The organism is Pseudomonas sp. HS6-2, from assembly GCF_049325675.2.
GTDB lineage: Bacteria > Pseudomonadota > Gammaproteobacteria > Pseudomonadales > Pseudomonadaceae > Aquipseudomonas > Aquipseudomonas putida_N.
The window spans coordinates 332,264-347,121 of sequence record NZ_CM143906.1 but is presented as its reverse complement, the minus strand read 5'-3'; the positions used below and the strand labels follow the sequence as shown (position 1 = coordinate 347,121).

General features: G+C 63.5%; 17 protein-coding genes. 9 read left to right on the top strand and 8 right to left on the bottom strand.

Going from position 1 to position 14,858, the window contains the following annotated elements:
* Positions 1-4: 4 nt before the first annotated feature.
* From metW to ACOKS3_RS01605, 5 genes are read left to right on the top strand one after another with little or no spacing between them, the layout of a single operon-like run.
* Entirely contained in the window at positions 5-625 is a 621-nt protein-coding gene (gene metW / locus ACOKS3_RS01625) for a methionine biosynthesis protein MetW (protein ID WP_015272149.1), read from the top strand.
* A gap of 22 nt (positions 626-647) precedes the next feature.
* Positions 648-1,082, top strand: coding sequence for a DUF4426 domain-containing protein (locus tag ACOKS3_RS01620; protein WP_103446091.1), 435 nt, complete (start codon positions 648-650; stop codon positions 1,080-1,082).
* The gene (gene rdgB, locus ACOKS3_RS01615; protein WP_103446092.1) at positions 1,079-1,675 is read left to right on the top strand and encodes an RdgB/HAM1 family non-canonical purine NTP pyrophosphatase; all 597 of its coding nucleotides are present in this window, start codon (positions 1,079-1,081) and stop codon (positions 1,673-1,675) included. Before ACOKS3_RS01620 ends, rdgB begins: the two co-directional genes overlap by 4 nt.
* The gene (gene hemW, locus ACOKS3_RS01610; protein ID WP_103446093.1) at positions 1,672-2,847 is read left to right on the top strand and encodes a radical SAM family heme chaperone HemW; all 1,176 of its coding nucleotides are present in this window, start codon (positions 1,672-1,674) and stop codon (positions 2,845-2,847) included. The genes rdgB and hemW overlap by 4 nt, the downstream gene beginning before the upstream one ends.
* A gap of 9 nt (positions 2,848-2,856) precedes the next feature.
* The gene (locus ACOKS3_RS01605) at positions 2,857-3,183 is read left to right on the top strand and encodes a DUF3392 family protein (protein ID WP_027920975.1); all 327 of its coding nucleotides are present in this window, start codon (positions 2,857-2,859) and stop codon (positions 3,181-3,183) included.
* Between the two features lie 629 nt (positions 3,184-3,812).
* On the opposite strand, the gene trmB is transcribed toward ACOKS3_RS01605, so the two are convergent.
* The 4 genes from trmB to ACOKS3_RS01585 all read right to left on the bottom strand — a co-directional run bounded on the left by trmB (position 3,813) and on the right by ACOKS3_RS01585 (position 6,085).
* Positions 3,813-4,535 (bottom strand): tRNA (guanosine(46)-N7)-methyltransferase TrmB, encoded by a 723-nt coding sequence (gene trmB, locus ACOKS3_RS01600; protein WP_103446094.1) that lies wholly within the window; start codon positions 4,533-4,535, stop codon positions 3,813-3,815.
* A 9-nt stretch (positions 4,536-4,544) separates the two neighbouring features.
* The gene (locus ACOKS3_RS01595; protein WP_027920973.1) at positions 4,545-5,357 is read right to left on the bottom strand and encodes a thiazole synthase; all 813 of its coding nucleotides are present in this window, start codon (positions 5,355-5,357) and stop codon (positions 4,545-4,547) included.
* A 53-nt stretch (positions 5,358-5,410) separates the two neighbouring features.
* Positions 5,411-5,611 (bottom strand): sulfur carrier protein ThiS, encoded by a 201-nt coding sequence (gene thiS / locus ACOKS3_RS01590; protein ID WP_033696634.1) that lies wholly within the window; start codon positions 5,609-5,611, stop codon positions 5,411-5,413.
* A gap of 102 nt (positions 5,612-5,713) precedes the next feature.
* Entirely contained in the window at positions 5,714-6,085 is a 372-nt protein-coding gene (locus tag ACOKS3_RS01585) for a DUF423 domain-containing protein (protein WP_060498067.1), read from the bottom strand.
* 64 nt (positions 6,086-6,149) lie between these two features.
* Between ACOKS3_RS01585 and mtgA the strand changes: the two genes are divergently transcribed.
* The gene (mtgA, locus tag ACOKS3_RS01580) at positions 6,150-6,860 is read left to right on the top strand and encodes a monofunctional biosynthetic peptidoglycan transglycosylase (protein ID WP_103446242.1); all 711 of its coding nucleotides are present in this window, start codon (positions 6,150-6,152) and stop codon (positions 6,858-6,860) included.
* A 62-nt stretch (positions 6,861-6,922) separates the two neighbouring features.
* Here mtgA and rpoH read toward each other — a convergent pair whose 3' ends face one another.
* The 4 genes from rpoH to ftsY all read right to left on the bottom strand — a co-directional run bounded on the left by rpoH (position 6,923) and on the right by ftsY (position 11,117).
* On the bottom strand, positions 6,923-7,777 hold the full coding sequence (gene rpoH, locus ACOKS3_RS01575; RefSeq protein ID WP_079230062.1) for an RNA polymerase sigma factor RpoH: 855 nt from the start codon (positions 7,775-7,777) through the stop codon (positions 6,923-6,925).
* 111 nt (positions 7,778-7,888) lie between these two features.
* Complete coding sequence (gene ftsX, locus ACOKS3_RS01570; RefSeq protein WP_079230063.1) at positions 7,889-8,917, bottom strand: permease-like cell division protein FtsX; 1,029 nt, start codon at positions 8,915-8,917, stop codon at positions 7,889-7,891.
* Positions 8,914-9,585, bottom strand: a complete 672-nt coding sequence (gene ftsE, locus ACOKS3_RS01565; protein WP_012274659.1) for a cell division ATP-binding protein FtsE — start codon at positions 9,583-9,585, stop codon at positions 8,914-8,916. Before ftsE ends, ftsX begins: the two co-directional genes overlap by 4 nt.
* Before the next feature lie 2 nt (positions 9,586-9,587).
* A complete protein-coding gene (ftsY, locus tag ACOKS3_RS01560) occupies positions 9,588-11,117 on the bottom strand; it encodes a signal recognition particle-docking protein FtsY (RefSeq protein WP_422763409.1) in 1,530 nt (509 codons plus the stop codon).
* Between the two features lie 232 nt (positions 11,118-11,349).
* Between ftsY and ACOKS3_RS01555 the strand changes: the two genes are divergently transcribed.
* Genes ACOKS3_RS01555 through rsmD form a run of 3 tightly spaced genes read left to right on the top strand, consistent with a single transcriptional unit; the run spans position 11,350 to position 14,805 of the window.
* The gene (locus ACOKS3_RS01555) at positions 11,350-12,705 is read left to right on the top strand and encodes a M16 family metallopeptidase (RefSeq protein ID WP_103446097.1); all 1,356 of its coding nucleotides are present in this window, start codon (positions 11,350-11,352) and stop codon (positions 12,703-12,705) included.
* A complete protein-coding gene (locus tag ACOKS3_RS01550) occupies positions 12,698-14,182 on the top strand; it encodes a M16 family metallopeptidase (RefSeq protein ID WP_422763408.1) in 1,485 nt (494 codons plus the stop codon). The genes ACOKS3_RS01555 and ACOKS3_RS01550 overlap by 8 nt, the downstream gene beginning before the upstream one ends.
* Positions 14,182-14,805, top strand: coding sequence for a 16S rRNA (guanine(966)-N(2))-methyltransferase RsmD (gene rsmD / locus ACOKS3_RS01545; protein WP_422763407.1), 624 nt, complete (start codon positions 14,182-14,184; stop codon positions 14,803-14,805). The genes ACOKS3_RS01550 and rsmD overlap by 1 nt, the downstream gene beginning before the upstream one ends.
* The last annotated feature ends 53 nt before the right edge of the window (positions 14,806-14,858 follow it).

Sequence of the window (14,858 nt, the reverse complement as noted above, 5' to 3'; positions counted from 1 at the left end):
CAGCATGAGAGCCGATCTGGAAATCATCCACGACTGGATTCCCGCCGGCAGCCGGGTACTCGACCTGGGCTGCGGCAGTGGCGAGCTGCTGGCTTCGCTGCGTGACCGCAAGCAGGTCACCGGCTATGGCCTGGAGATCGACGCCGACAACATCGCCGCCTGCGTGGCCAAGGGCGTCAACGTCATCGAGCAGGACCTCGACAAGGGCCTGGGCAACTTTGCCAGCAACAGCTTCGACGTGGTGATCATGACCCAGGCCCTGCAGGCCGTGGAGTACCCTGACCGCATCCTCGACGAAATGCTGCGGGTGGGCCGCCAGTGCATCATCACCTTCCCCAACTTCGGCCACTGGCGCTGCCGCTGGTACCTGGCCACCAAGGGCCGCATGCCGGTTTCGGACTTCATGCCGTACACCTGGTACAACACGCCGAACATCCACTTCTGCACCTTCGCCGACTTCGAAGAGCTGTGCCATGAGCGCCGCGCCAAGGTCCTTGACCGCCTGGCCGTCGACCACTTGCACCGTAACGGGTGGGGTGGGCGGCTTTGGCCTAATCTTCTAGGTGAAATCGGCATCTATCGCGTCAGCAGCCCGGGCCTGCAGGAGCATCAACTGGCAGTCTGACGCCCACCGGAGGATTCGCACCATGCGTCGCCTAGCCCTGTTCCTGATCAGCCTGTGCCTGGCCCTGCCAGTGATGGCGGCCGATGCCGCCCGACCCGAGCGCAAGGAAGTCTTCGGCGACGTGACGGTGCACTACAGCGCCTTCACCTCGAGCATGCTGCAACCGGACATCGCCGCTGCCACCGGGCTCAACCGCAGCAAGAATCAAGGCGTGCTCAATATCGCCGTGCTCAAGGCCGACAAGCCCGCCATGGCGGTGGTCAGCGGCACGGTGAAGGACCTGACCGGGCGTACCAACCCGCTGTCGTTCAAGCAGATAACCGACCAGGGTGCGGTGTACTACATCGCCCAGTTCAAGATCGAGCAGGCCGAGACCCTGACCTTCGACCTGAATGTCGAAACCGGCGGGGTCAGCCATCAACTCAGTTTCAACCAGGAAGTGTTCCCAGGCGAATGATGAATTTCCAGCAACTCGTATTGGCCAGCCACAACGCTGGCAAACTCAAGGAACTCCAGGCCATGCTCGGCCAATCCGTGCAGCTGCGCTCGATTGGTGAGTTCAGCGAGGTTGAGCCCGAAGAGACCGGCCTATCGTTCGTCGAAAACGCCATCCTCAAGGCCCGTAATGCTGCGCGCATCTCCGGCCTGCCGGCCTTGGCCGACGATTCCGGCCTGGCCGTGGACTTCCTCGGTGGCGCGCCGGGCATCTACTCGGCGCGCTATGCCGATGGCAAGGGTGACGCGGCGAACAACGCCAAACTGCTCGAAGCCCTGAAGGACGTGCCGTCTGAACAGCGCGGCGCCCAGTTCGTCTGCGTGCTGGCCCTGGTGCGCCACGCCGATGACCCGCTGCCGATCCTTTGCGAAGGACTGTGGCACGGCAGTATCCTGTTCGAGGCCAGCGGCGAGCATGGCTTCGGCTATGACCCGCTGTTCTGGGTGCCGGAGCGCAAGTGCTCCAGCGCCGACCTCGCCCCTGTGGATAAGAACCAGCTCAGCCACCGCGCCCGCGCCATGGCCCTGCTGCGTCAACGTCTGGGCCTGGCATGATCGCAACGCTGTCCCAAGCTGGCGCGGTGGCGCTCACCAGCCTGCCGCCGCTGGCGCTGTACATCCACATCCCGTGGTGTGTACGCAAATGCCCTTACTGCGACTTCAACTCCCACGCCGCCGGGCCTGAGCTGCCGGAAGAGGCCTACGTCGACGCCCTGTTGACCGATCTCGACCTGGAACTGGCCGCCGTGCAGGGCCGGACCTTGTCGTCGATCTTCTTCGGCGGCGGTACGCCAAGCCTGTTCAGTGCCAATGCCCTGGGGCGCCTGCTGCGTGGCGTGGAGCAACGCATCCCGTTCGCTGCGGACATCGAGATCACGCTCGAGGCCAACCCAGGTACCTTCGAGCAAGAGAAGTTCAAGGCCTACCGGCAGACCGGCATCAATCGCCTGTCGATCGGCGTGCAGAGCTTCCAGCCGGCCAAACTGGAAGCGCTAGGGCGTATCCACAATGGCGACGAGGCGATCCGCGCTGCTGGCATGGCGCGTGCCGCCGGCTTCGACAACTTCAACATGGACCTGATGCACGGCCTGCCCGACCAGTCGCTGGACGACGCCCTCGGCGACCTGCGCCAGGCCATCGACCTGGGGCCGACCCACCTGTCGTGGTACCAGCTGACCGTCGAACCGAACACGGTGTTCTGGAACCAGCCGCCGGAGCTGCCTGAAGACGATATCCTCTGGGACATCCAGGAGGCCGGCCAGGCACTGATGGCGGCCAACGGCTTCAAGCAGTATGAGGTTTCGGCCTATGCCCAGGCTGGCCGTGCTGCCCGGCACAACCTCAACTACTGGCGTTTTGGCGATTTCATCGGCATCGGTGCCGGGGCGCACGGCAAGCTGACCTTCGCCGATGGCCGCATCCTGCGCACCTGGAAGACCCGCCTGCCCAAGGACTACCTGAACCTGGCCAAGCCGTTCAAGGCCGGCGAGAAGCTGCTGCCGGTGGACGAGCTGCCGTTCGAGTTCCTGATGAACGCCCTGCGCCTCACCGATGGCGTAGAAGCCGAGCTGTTCACCCAGCGCACCGGGCTGCCTCTGGCACAGCTGGCCGAGGCCCGTCGCGCCGCCGAACAAAAGGGCCTTTTGCAGGTCGAACCGGATCGACTGGTGGCCACGCCGCGCGGCCAACTGTTCCTCAATGACCTGCTGCAGTATTTCTTGACCTAAGGATGACCCATGGATCTGGTACTTGATCTGCTCGCCACGGTTTCCCGCTGGAGCCGCAGCAACCTGTCAGAGATTTCCCTGGCACTGGTAGGCTGCCTGCTGGTGCTGTTCGGCACCGATATCAAAGGCTGGGTGGACCAGCGCCTTGGTGCCCTGGCGGGCGCGCTGCGGGTGCCGGTGATGGCTGCCCTGGTGATGATCGGCAGTGGGGCGGCACTGATCTATGCCACGCCGTGGGTGGTGAAGGGGTTGGGGCAGTTCAACAACTATGCACTCGCGCCGGTGTTGTTGGTCGTGCTGGTGTTGATTGGCGTGGTGGCTGACCGCCGCGGGTGAACCTGCTAAAAGCTGCCCCGGGGAACCAGGGCAGCCCTACCACCTGACTAGCCCTTACTGGGCATCGTCAAAGTGATCGCGCATGAAGTCTCGAACGGTCTTGAGCACAGTCAAGATCCGGATGAGCTTCCAGACGCGGCTCAGCGCATCAAGCAAACGCTTCATATGCCTTGGCCTCCGTGTTGGCGGGCCAATCTTCCAGCATCTAACCGGCGCTTCGATGCCTTCGAAAAACCATGTGGCAGCTTTCGGTGAAGTGGCCAGGTCAATGGCCCTTCGAACAATTCACCGGCACGGTTCTCAGGCCGTGTCGAAGGGGCCGGAAAGCAGAATTCTTCGTCTACCCGGCCCATCACCGAAATTATCCACACTGGAGCAACGCGATGATACTTGGGATATGCGGTCGAAGCTGTTAACCACTCCGACACACTTGATGCTGAATATGTCTGATCATTGACCCATCGTCTCAGGCTGCCTATGATCCTCTGACCGTGTGGTGGCTTTCGGTGAAGCCCCGAAGCGAAGGATACTCAGTCCTGTCGCTCCTAAAAAAACCGCTCTTCTCAGAGCGGTTTTTTTTCGCCTGCATTTCTACAAGCCTCAGCATATCGAAAGGCTCAATCCGCCAATCAATCCACCTTCTCGAACTTCAAATCCCACACCCCATGCCCCAGCCGTTCGCCGCGGCGTTCGAACTTGGTGATCGGGCGCTCTTCCGGGCGCGGCACATAGGTGCCGTCTTCCGCACGGTTGCGATAGCCAGGGGCGGCGCTCATCACTTCCAGCATGTACTCGGCATACGGCTCCCAGTCGGTCGCCATGTGGAACACGCCACCGGGCTTGAGCTTGCGGCGCACCAGCTCGGCGAACTCCAGCTGGACGATGCGGCGCTTGTGGTGACGCGCCTTGTGCCATGGGTCAGGGAAGAACAGCATCAGGCGGTCAAGGCTGTTGTCGGCCACGCAGCGGTTGAGCACCTCGATGGCGTCGCAGTCGTACACCCGCAGGTTCTTCAGGCCTTGGGTCAGCACGCCATTGAGCAGCGCGCCAACACCTGGACGGTGCACTTCGACACCGATGAAGTCCTGTTCAGGCGCGGCAGCGGCCATTTCCAGCAGGGAATGGCCCATGCCGAAGCCGATCTCCAGGGTACGCGGCGCCGAACGGCCAAACACCTGGTCATAGTCCACCGGGCTGTCGGCCAGCGGCAGGATGAACTGCGGGCCGCCCTGGTCGAGGCCGCGTTGCTGGCCTTCGGTCATGCGCCCGGCGCGCATCACGAAGCTCTTGATGCGGCGGTGTGGGCGCTGGTCGCCGTCGGCGGAGATCGGCGTATCTTGCGAGTCAGTCATCAGGGGCTCTTACTTGATCAGACCATCCAGCGGCGAAGAGGCGCTGGCATAAAGTTTTTTCGGCATGCGGCCGGCCAGGTAAGCCATGCGGCCAGCGAGGATGGCGTGCTTCATGGCCTCGGCCATCAGCACCGGCTGCTGGGCGTGGGCAATGGCCGAGTTCATCAGTACGGCTTCACAGCCCATTTCCATGGCGATGGTGGCATCGGAGGCGGTACCGACACCCGCGTCAACCAGCACCGGCACCTTGGACTCTTCGAGGATGATCTGCAGGTTGTACGGGTTGCAGATGCCCAGGCCAGTGCCGATCAGGCCGGCCAGCGGCATCACCGCAATGCAGCCGGCTTCGGCCAGCTGCCGGGCGATGATCGGGTCGTCGCTGGTGTAGACCATCACGTCGAACCCGTCCTTGACCAGCACTTCGGCGGCCTTGAGGGTTTCGATCACGTTGGGGAACAGGGTTTTCTGGTCGGCCAGCACTTCCAGCTTCACCAGAGTGCGCGACTCGTGGGACTTGTGGCCATCGAGCAGCTCACGGGCCAGGCGGCAGGTACGCACCGCCTCGACAGCGTCAAAGCAACCTGCGGTGTTTGGCAGGATGGTGTACTTGTCGGGCGACAGCACGTCGAGCAGGTTCGGCTCACCCGCATTCTGGCCAAGGTTGGTCCGGCGCACGGCCACGGTGACGATCTCGGCACCCGAGGCCTCGGTGGCCAGGCGGGTTTCTTCCATGTCACGGTACTTGCCGGTGCCGACCAGCAGGCGCGACTGGAAAGTGCGCCCGGCCAGGATGAAGGGCTTGTCGCTACGAACGTTGCTCATCGTTGTTCCTCGGGAAAGATTGCTGGGCTTGCAGGTGAATCGCCGGGCCGGGCTCAGCCGCCGCCGATGGCGTGGACCACTTCGACCTGGTCGCCTTCGTTCAGCTGCGTGCTGTCGTGCTGGCTACGCGGCACGATATCCAGGTTGAGTTCCACCGCTACCCGGCGCCCGGTCAGTTCCAGGCGGGTCAGCAGGGCTGCGACGCTTTCGCCAGCAGGCAATTCGTAAGGTTCACCGTTCAGTTGAATGCGCATGCGCACGGCCACCATTGTTCTTTGGGGCCCGCATTCTAGCGCCGATCCACGCATGAACCCAAGGGCACCGCACGCCATTAGTCGCGATAGTGGACCGTTTGGTCAGCCCAGGCGCCAGGCAGCCAGGCCCAGGCACAGCCAACCGGCGAGGAAGCACAGGCCGCCGATCGGGGTGATGATGCCCAGTTTGCCCAGGCCGCTGAGGGTCAGCAGGTACAGGCTACCGGAGAACAGCACGATCCCCAGGGCGAACAGACCGCCGGCCCAGCCGACCAGGCGCCCCGGCAGGTGCGCTGACAGCACGGCGACACCGAAGATCGCCAGGGCATGCACTAGCTGATAGGTCACTCCCGTGTGGAATATGGCCAGGTAATCGGCCGTCAGACGGTTCTTCAGCCCATGCGCGGCGAATGCGCCCAGGGCGACGCCGGTAAAGCCGAAGAAGGCGGCGAGCATGAGGAAGCTACGAAGCATGGGACGACTCCTGGTATCGGGTCTGTATAATGGCCCGTTCCACCGGTCCGGCCAAGCCATTGCCATGCTGTCATCCATTCTCCGCCGCCTCGCCCGCGCTCTGCTCTGGTTCGCTGCCGGCAGCATCGTGCTGGTGCTGGTGTTTCGCTGGGTACCACCGCCTGGCACGGCCTTGATGCTCGAGCGCAAGGTGCAATCATGGGTGAGTGGCGAACCGATCGACCTGCAGCGCGACTGGGAACCGTGGGAGAACATCTCCGACGAGCTCAAGGTGGCGGTCATCGCCGGAGAAGACCAGAAGTTCGCCAACCATTGGGGCTTCGACATTCCGGCCATCCAGGCGGCGCTGGCGTACAACGAGCGTGGCGGCAGCATTCGTGGCGCGAGCACCCTGACTCAGCAGGTGGCCAAGAACCTGTTCCTGTGGTCGGGTCGCAGCTATTTCCGCAAGGGCCTGGAGGCCTGGTTCACCGCCCTGATCGAACTGTTCTGGTCGAAGGAGCGGATTCTCGAGGTCTACCTGAACAGCGCCGAGTGGGGCAAAGGCGTGTTCGGTGCCCAGGCTGCGGCGCGTTATCACTTTGGCGTGGATGCCAGCCGACTGACCCGCCAGCAGGCCGCTCAGCTGGCCGCGGTGCTGCCGAGCCCGATCAAATGGAGTGCCAGCCGGCCCAGCGCCTATGTGGCCAGCCGGGCAGGCTGGATTCGCCGGCAGATGAGCCAGCTGGGCGGGCCCAGCTACCTGATGCAACTGGACAGCTCGCGCAGGCCATGAGGCTCAACAAAAAAGCCGCTCACCCTCTCGGGTCAGCGGCTTTTCAATGCAGCCAGGCTTGATCAGATGGTGATCAGCGCCTTGACCTTGTTCATCGCATTCTTCTCCAGCTGGCGAATACGCTCAGCCGAAACGCTGTACTTGTCAGCCAGCTCATGCAAAGTAGCCTTTTCTTCCGCCAACCAGCGCTGGTAGAGAATATCGCGGCTACGATCATCCAGGCCTTGCAGTGCTTCGTGCAGGTTGCTGGTGGAGTTGTCGCTCCAGTCGGCATCCTCCAGCTGCACAGCCGGGTCGTAACGGTGGTCTTCCAGATAATGCGCTGGCGACTGGAAGGCGCTGTCGTCATCCGCTTCGGCTGCCGGGTCGAAGGCCATGTCCTGGCCACTCAGGCGGCTTTCCATCTCGCGCACTTCGCGAGGCTCGACGCCGAGGCTTTCCGCCACGCGATGCACTTCGTCGTTGTTCAGCCAGGCCAGACGCTTCTTCTGGCTACGCAGGTTGAAGAACAGCTTGCGTTGGGCCTTGGTGGTGGCCACCTTGACGATGCGCCAGTTGCGCAAGATGAATTCGTGGATCTCTGCCTTGATCCAGTGCACGGCGAAGGACACCAGGCGCACGCCCATCTCCGGGTTGAAGCGCTTGACCGCCTTCATCAGGCCGACGTTGCCTTCCTGGATCAGGTCGGCCTGGGCCAGCCCGTAGCCTGCATAGCTACGCGCGATATGTACAACGAAACGCAGGTGGGCCATCACCATTTGCCGAGCGGCCTCGAGATCCTGCTCGTAGTAGAGACGCTCGGCCAGATCACGCTCCTGCTCGACAGACAGCAGCGGGATGCTGTTGACCGTGTGCACGTAGGCTTCCAGGTTTGCACCGGGTACCAGGGCATAGGCAGGTTGCAACGATGTGGTCATTCAAGAACCTCCGACTTACAAAACTCGCGCCTTGTGAGCGCTGACAACATTGACCCGGAACGACCGTACAAGTTCCATCGTGAAGAAAATGTCAATGCTGGCACGTAAAAACTATCGCGGTGCCAGCTCGTTCAAGTGACGGGCGACTGCGATCCATGCACCGATATACCCCAACAGCACCGCTCCGATCAAGAGCGAAAGACCGTCGGACGCCGGCACCCCGCCCAGTGCGAAGTCACTGCCATACAGCCCGGACAGCCCTACCACGGCCTCGTTCAGCCAATTCAGGCCAAAAGCTAGGATAGCCCAGGCCAACACGCCCGCACCCAGGCCGTACAAGGCGCCCATGTACAGGAAAGGCCGGCGTACGTAGCTGTCGGTGCCGCCTACCAGCTTGATCACTTCGATCTCGATACGGCGGTTTTCGATATGTAGCCGAATTGTGTTACCGATTACTAACAGCAGCGCAGAAATCAGCATCACTGCCAAACCGAAGACAAAGCGGTCACCCAGCTTGAGGATTGCAGCCAGGCGCTCCACCCATACCAGGTCCAGCTGCGCATTCTCCACCCTTGGCAGCTCCGACAGGCGCTGACGCAGAGCTTCCAGGGCCGGCTTGTCGACTTCGGTCGGGGTCACCACCACCACACCCGGCAAAGGGTTATCAGGCAGCTCGCGCAGGGCTTCGCCCAGCCCGGACTGCTGCTGGAACTCTTCCAGGGCCTGCCCGGGGCTTACGTACTGGGCGTCGGCGACACCCGGCATGCGCCTGATGTCGTCACGCAGGGCTTCACCCTGCTGGCTGCCCGCATCGAGCTTGAGGTACAGCGAAATCTGCGCAGCGCGCTGCCAGGAGCCACCCAGCACCTCGATGTTCTTCAACAGCAGCGACAGGCCCATGGGCATGCTCAGGGCCACGGCCATCACCAGGCAGGTAAAGAAGCTGCCAATCGGCTGCTTGCCCAGACGTCGCAGGCTATCGGCCAGGCTGGCGCGATGGCTTTCCAGCCAGGCGTGCAGCAGGGTGCGGAAGTCCGGGCCGTCGTCGTCGTGATCGCCGCCCTTCTTCTTGGCCGGCTGCGGGTCGGCAGCCTTGGGCGCAACGCGCTCGGAAACCTTTGGTGTACGTGTAGTGCTCATTGCCCGGCCTCCCCATCGCCGATCAGACGACCGCGCTGCAGGGTCAGCATGCGGTGGCGCATGCGCGCAATCAGTGCCAGGTCGTGACTGGCGATCAGAACCGTAGTGCCCAGGCGGTTGATGTCCTCGAATACGCCCATGATCTCCGCAGCCAGGCGCGGGTCGAGGTTACCGGTGGGTTCGTCCGCCAGCAGCAGGGCTGGCTGGTGAACGATGGCGCGAGCGATACCAACCCGCTGCTGCTGGCCAGTGGACAGGTCGGCCGGGAACAGCTCGCCCTTGTCGGACAGCGAAACGCGCTCCAGCGCCGAGTCCACGCGCTTGGCGATCTCGGCCTTGGACAAGCCGAGAATCTGCAACGGCAGGGCGATGTTGTTGAACACCGTACGGTCGAACAGCAGCTGGTGGTTCTGGAACACCACACCGATCTGCCGGCGCAGGAACGGGATCTGTGCATTGCTGATCTGGCCCAGGTCCTGCCCGGCCAGCATCAGCTTGCCGCTGGTCGGGCGTTCCATGGCCAGCAGCAGGCGCAGCAAGGTGCTCTTGCCCGCGCCCGAGTGCCCGGTGACGAACAGGAATTCGCCCCGGCGCGCCCGGAAACTCAGCTCATGCAAGCCGACATGGCCGTTAGGGTAGCGCTTGGCAACCTGTTCGAATCGGATCATGGTCAGTCTCGCTCGGCGAACAGAGCCTTGACGAACGGCTCGGCTTCGAAAGTACGCAGGTCGTCGATCCCTTCACCGACGCCGATGAAGCGGATCGGGATGTTGAACTGCTTGGCCAGGGCAAAGATCACCCCGCCTTTGGCAGTGCCGTCCAGCTTGGTCAGGGCCAGGCCGGTCAGCTCGACGCTCTGGTTGAAGTACTTGGCCTGGCTGATGGCGTTCTGCCCGGTACCGGCGTCAAGCACCAGCAACACCTCATGCGGTGCCTCGGCGTCGAGTTTGCCGATGACCCGACGGACCTTCTTCAGCTCTTCCATCAGGTTGTCTTTGGTGTGCAGGCGGCCGGCAGTGTCGGCGATCAACACATCGACACCACGCGCCTTGGCAGCCTGCACAGCGTCGAAGATCACCGAGGCAGAATCGGCGCCGGTATGCTGGGCGATCACCGGGATCTGGTTACGCTCACCCCAGACCTGCAGCTGCTCCACGGCAGCGGCACGGAAGGTATCACCGGCAGCCAGCATGACCTTCTTGCCTTCCTGCTGCAGCTTCTTGGCCAGCTTGCCGATGGTGGTGGTCTTGCCGGCACCATTTACGCCGACCACGAGGATTACGTAGGGCTTGTTCTGCGCCTGGACCTTCAGCGGCTGCTCGACCGGGCGTAGCAATGCGGCCAGCTCTTCCTGCAACGACTTGTACAGCGCGTCGGCGTCAGCCAGCTGCTTGCGGGCAACCTTCTGGGTCAGGTTCTGGACGATGGCCGAGGTCGCCTCGACGCCGACGTCGGCGGTCAACAGGCGGGTTTCGATCTCGTCGAGCAGGTCGTCATCGATGACCTTCTTGCCCAGGAACAGGCTGGCCATGCCTTCGCCGATGCTGGCGCTGGTTTTCGACAGGCCCTGCTTGAGGCGGGCGAAGAAACCGGGCTTGGACTGCTCGGTGGCAACCGGGGCAGCCACCACGGGGACTGGTTCCGGTTCGGCGGGCGCAGGGACCGCGACAGGGGCCACGACAGGGGCCACGACCACCGGCTCCGGTGCCGGACGCTCCGGTATCACCGGTGGCGCCTTCGGCTCAAGGTCTGGCACCAGCGCCACAGGCTCTTCGGCTACCGGAAGCACCAGGTTGCTGACAGGCGCGGCATGCTCGACTACCGGGGCAACCTCGACCGGCGCCGCTAGCGCAGGCATCGAGGCGACAGGTTCAGGTGCCGGTGCAACCAGCGGCGCAGAGGCAATCGGCTCAGGCTCGGGCACCTGCACTGGCTGGGAAGCGACCGGCTCTGGCACAGGCACATCGACCACCGGGGGCAGAGGCTCGACCGGTGCAGGCTGCTGCGCCTCGATAAGCGGCTGCTCGGCTGCAGGCTGCGGCGCTACCAGCTCAGCCGGTTGCACCTCGGGCGCTTGTGGCTCGGGCGTTTGAGGCTGTTCGGCGACAGGTTGCTGCGGCTTCTTGCGAAACCAGCTGAACAGGCCTTTTTTCTCGCCAGCGTCGGCCGGCGCTTTTTTGTCGTCGTTGGAACCAAACATGGAAGACGGCTATCTCAGGGTAGCGATGGGCCAGCAGTTGGCGCATCGGGAATTCTCTAAACGCAGAACAGACTATTTTGAATCCGACTGGTTCATGCGCAATGTTTTGCCTTAATGGGCCTGCGGGCCAGAACGGCGACAGGCATGGTCGCCAGGCAACCGGATCAGTATCCTAGCACCTCCTTGCCCGCCGACGCTAAACCAGCGGGCCGCCGAACAGGTTAATCACCGTATGAATGCTCTAGCCCGCCGCGCCGCTGGCCTGTTGCTCAGCACTCTCTGCCTGCCGCTTGCGGCCTTTGCCGCCGACGTGCAACCGACCCACGAATTCATCCTCGACAACGGCCTCAAGGTGGTCGTGCGCGAAGACCACCGTGCCCCGGTGGTCGTCTCGCAGATCTGGTACAAGGTCGGCTCCAGCTACGAGACTCCGGGCCAGACCGGCTTGTCCCATGCCCTGGAGCACATGATGTTCAAGGGCAGCGCCAAGATCGGCCCCGGCGAGGCCTCGCGCATCCTGCGTGACCTCGGTGCGGAAGAAAACGCCTTCACCAGCGACGACTACACCGCCTATTACCAGGTGCTGGCCCGCGACCGCCTGCCGGTGGCCCTGGAGCTGGAGGCCGACCGCCTGGCCAGCCTGCGCCTGCCTGCCGACGAGTTCGCCCGCGAAATCGAGGTGATCAAGGAAGAGCGCCGCCTGCGTACCGATGACCAGCCAAGCTCCAAGGCCTTCGAGCTGTTCCGCGCCATGGCCTTCCCGGCCAGCGGCTACCACACCCCGACCATCGGCTGGATGGCCGACCTCGAGCGCATGAAGGTCGAGGAACTGCGCCACTGGTATGAATCCTGGTACGCACCGAACAACGCTACCTTGGTTGTGGTCGGCGATGTCACCGCCGATGAAGTGAAGGGTCTGGCGCAGAAATACTTCGGCAGCATTCCCAAGCGCGCCGTACCACCCGCCAAACTGCCGCTGGAACTGGCCGAACCGGGCCAGCGCCTGCTGACGCTGCACGTGCGCACCCAGTTGCCGAGTTTGATCTACGGCTTCAACGTCCCAAGCCTGGCCACCGCCAAAGACCCACGCACCGTGCATGCCCTGAGACTGATCTCGGCCCTGCTCGATGGCGGCTACAGCGCGCGCATGCCGGCACGCCTGGAACGTGGCCAGGAGCTGGTGGCCGGCGCCTCGTCCAGCTACAACGCCTTCACCCGAGGCGACAGCCTGTTCCTGATCTCGGCCACGCCGAACGTGCAGAAGCAGAAGACCTTGGCTGACGTCGAAAATGGCGTCTGGCAATTGCTTGATGAGCTCAAGACCACTCCGCCGAGCGCCGAAGAGCTGGAGCGCGTGCGTGCCCAGGTCATCGCTGGCCTGGTCTACGACCGCGACTCCATCAGCAACCAGGCCACCACCATCGGCCAGCTGGAAACCGTCGGTCTGTCCTGGAAGCTGATCGACAGCGAGCTGGACGAACTCAAGCGCGTCACCCCGGAAGACGTGCAAAACGCCGCACGCACCTATTTCACCCGCGAACGCTTGAGCGTTGCCCATGTACTGCCCGAGGAGTCCGCTCATGAGTGATCGCAGCGCACCACGCTACACCCTGATCGGCACGGGCATCATCGCGCTGGTGGTGGCCGTGGCCGCCGTGCTCGCCCGGCCGGCGCATTCCGAAGCCGAAAGCAGCGCCGCGCGCCCGGCCAATACCCTGCAATCGCTGGCCGAGCTTGACGGCAAGGCCCCCAGCCGGCGCCAGCTGAACATCCAGAACTGGACCACCGCAGAAGGCGCCCGGGTATTGTTCGTCGAGGCCCGAGAGCTGCCGATGTTCGACCTGCGCGTGACCTTCGCCGCTGGCAGCAGCCAGGACGGCAACACCCCGGGCCTGGCTACCCTGACCAACGCCATGCTCAACGAGGGTGTGGCCGGCAAGGATGTGACCGCCATCGCCGAAGGCTTCGAAGGCCTGGGTGCCGACTTTGGCAACGGTTCCTACCGCGACATGGCCGTGGCCTCGCTGCGCAGCCTGAGCGTCAAGGACAAGCGCGAGCCAGCCCTCAAGCTGTTCGCCGAAGTGACCGGCAAGCCGACCTTCCCGGAAGATGCACTAAAACGCATCAAGAACCAGCTGCTGGCCGGTTTCGAGTATGAGAAGCAGAACCCCGGCAAGATCGCCGGTAAAGCCCTGTTCAGCAAGCTCTACGGCGACCACCCTTACGCTCAGCCAAGCGATGGCAGCGCCGAGAGCGTGCCAGATATCACCCTTGAGCAGCTGCGCGCCTTCCACGCCAAGGCCTATGCCGCTGGCAACGCGGTGATCGCCCTGGTCGGCGACCTCAGCCGCGAGGAAGCCGAGGCCGTCGCCGCCCAGGTATCCGCCGCCCTGCCCAAAGGCCCGGCACTGGCCAAACCGGCCCAGCCGGTTGAACCCAAGGCAGGCGTTACCCATATCGATTTCCCGAGCAAACAGACTCACCTGATCCTCGCCGAGCTCGGTATCGACCGCCAGGACCCGGACTGGCCAGCCCTGTCGCTGGGCAACCAGATCCTTGGCGGCGGCGCCTTCGGCACCCGCCTGATGAGCGAAGTCCGCGAAAAACGCGGCCTGACCTACGGCGTCTACTCGGTGTTCAGCCCGATGCAGGTGCGTGGCCCGTTCATGATCAACCTGCAGACCCGTGCCGAACTTAGTGAGGGTACGCTCAAGCTGGTTCAGGACATCCTCGCCGACTACCTCAAAGGCGGCCCTACCCAGCAGGAGCTGGACGATGCCAAACGCGAACTGGCCGGCAGCTTCCCGCTGTCCAACGCCAACAATGCCAGCATCGTCGGCCAACTGGGCGCAATCGGTTTCTACAACCTGCCACTGACCTGGCTGGAAGACTTCATGCAGCAGTCCCAGGCGCTGACCGTCGAACAGGTTAAAACGGCGATGAACAAGCACCTGGCAGCCGATAAACTGGTGATCGTCACCGTTGGCCCGAAAGTGCCACAGCAGCCACTGCCTGCCCCCACTGACAAACCGTCCGAGCAGCCGCTCGGCGTACCGGAGCACTAATGCCTAGATCCACCCCTCCCGCCCGCCCGCAGCAGGGCCAAAGCAAGGGCCAGGGTCACCTGCGCATCATCGCCGGCGAGTGGCGCAGCCGCCGCCTGGCGGTACCGGAAGGCGAAGGCCTGCGCCCCACGCCTGACCGCGTGCGCGAAACCGTGTTCAACTGGCTGGCGCCCTATATCGAAGGCGCCCAGGTGCTGGATGCCTTCACCGGCAGTGGTGCCCTGGTGCTCGAGGCGCTGTCCCGTGGCGCCGAGGATGCCGTGGCACTGGACAGTAACCCGGCGGCCATCAGCAACCTGAAGAACAACCTCGAGATCCTGCGCTGCCCGCGCGGGCAGATCCTGCAGACCGACGCCCTGCGCTACCTGCAGAACCCGGCCAAGCAGCAGTTCGACGTGGTGTTCCTCGACCCGCCGTTCCACCAGGACCTGCTGGCCAATACCTGCAATATGCTGGAACAGAACCAGTGGTTGCGCGAACAGGCGTGGATCTACACCGAAAGCGAGGCGGCCTCGTCGACACTGCCGATGCCCGGCAACTGGCGCCTGCACCGCGAAAAGAAGACTGGCCAGGTGCATTACGCGCTGTGGCAACGGGCTGATCCCGCCGTAAATCGTATTTAGTTACCACAACCACGCCGTCGGCATGGTTGAAGCTGCTCCCTCGTTTTCGCAGG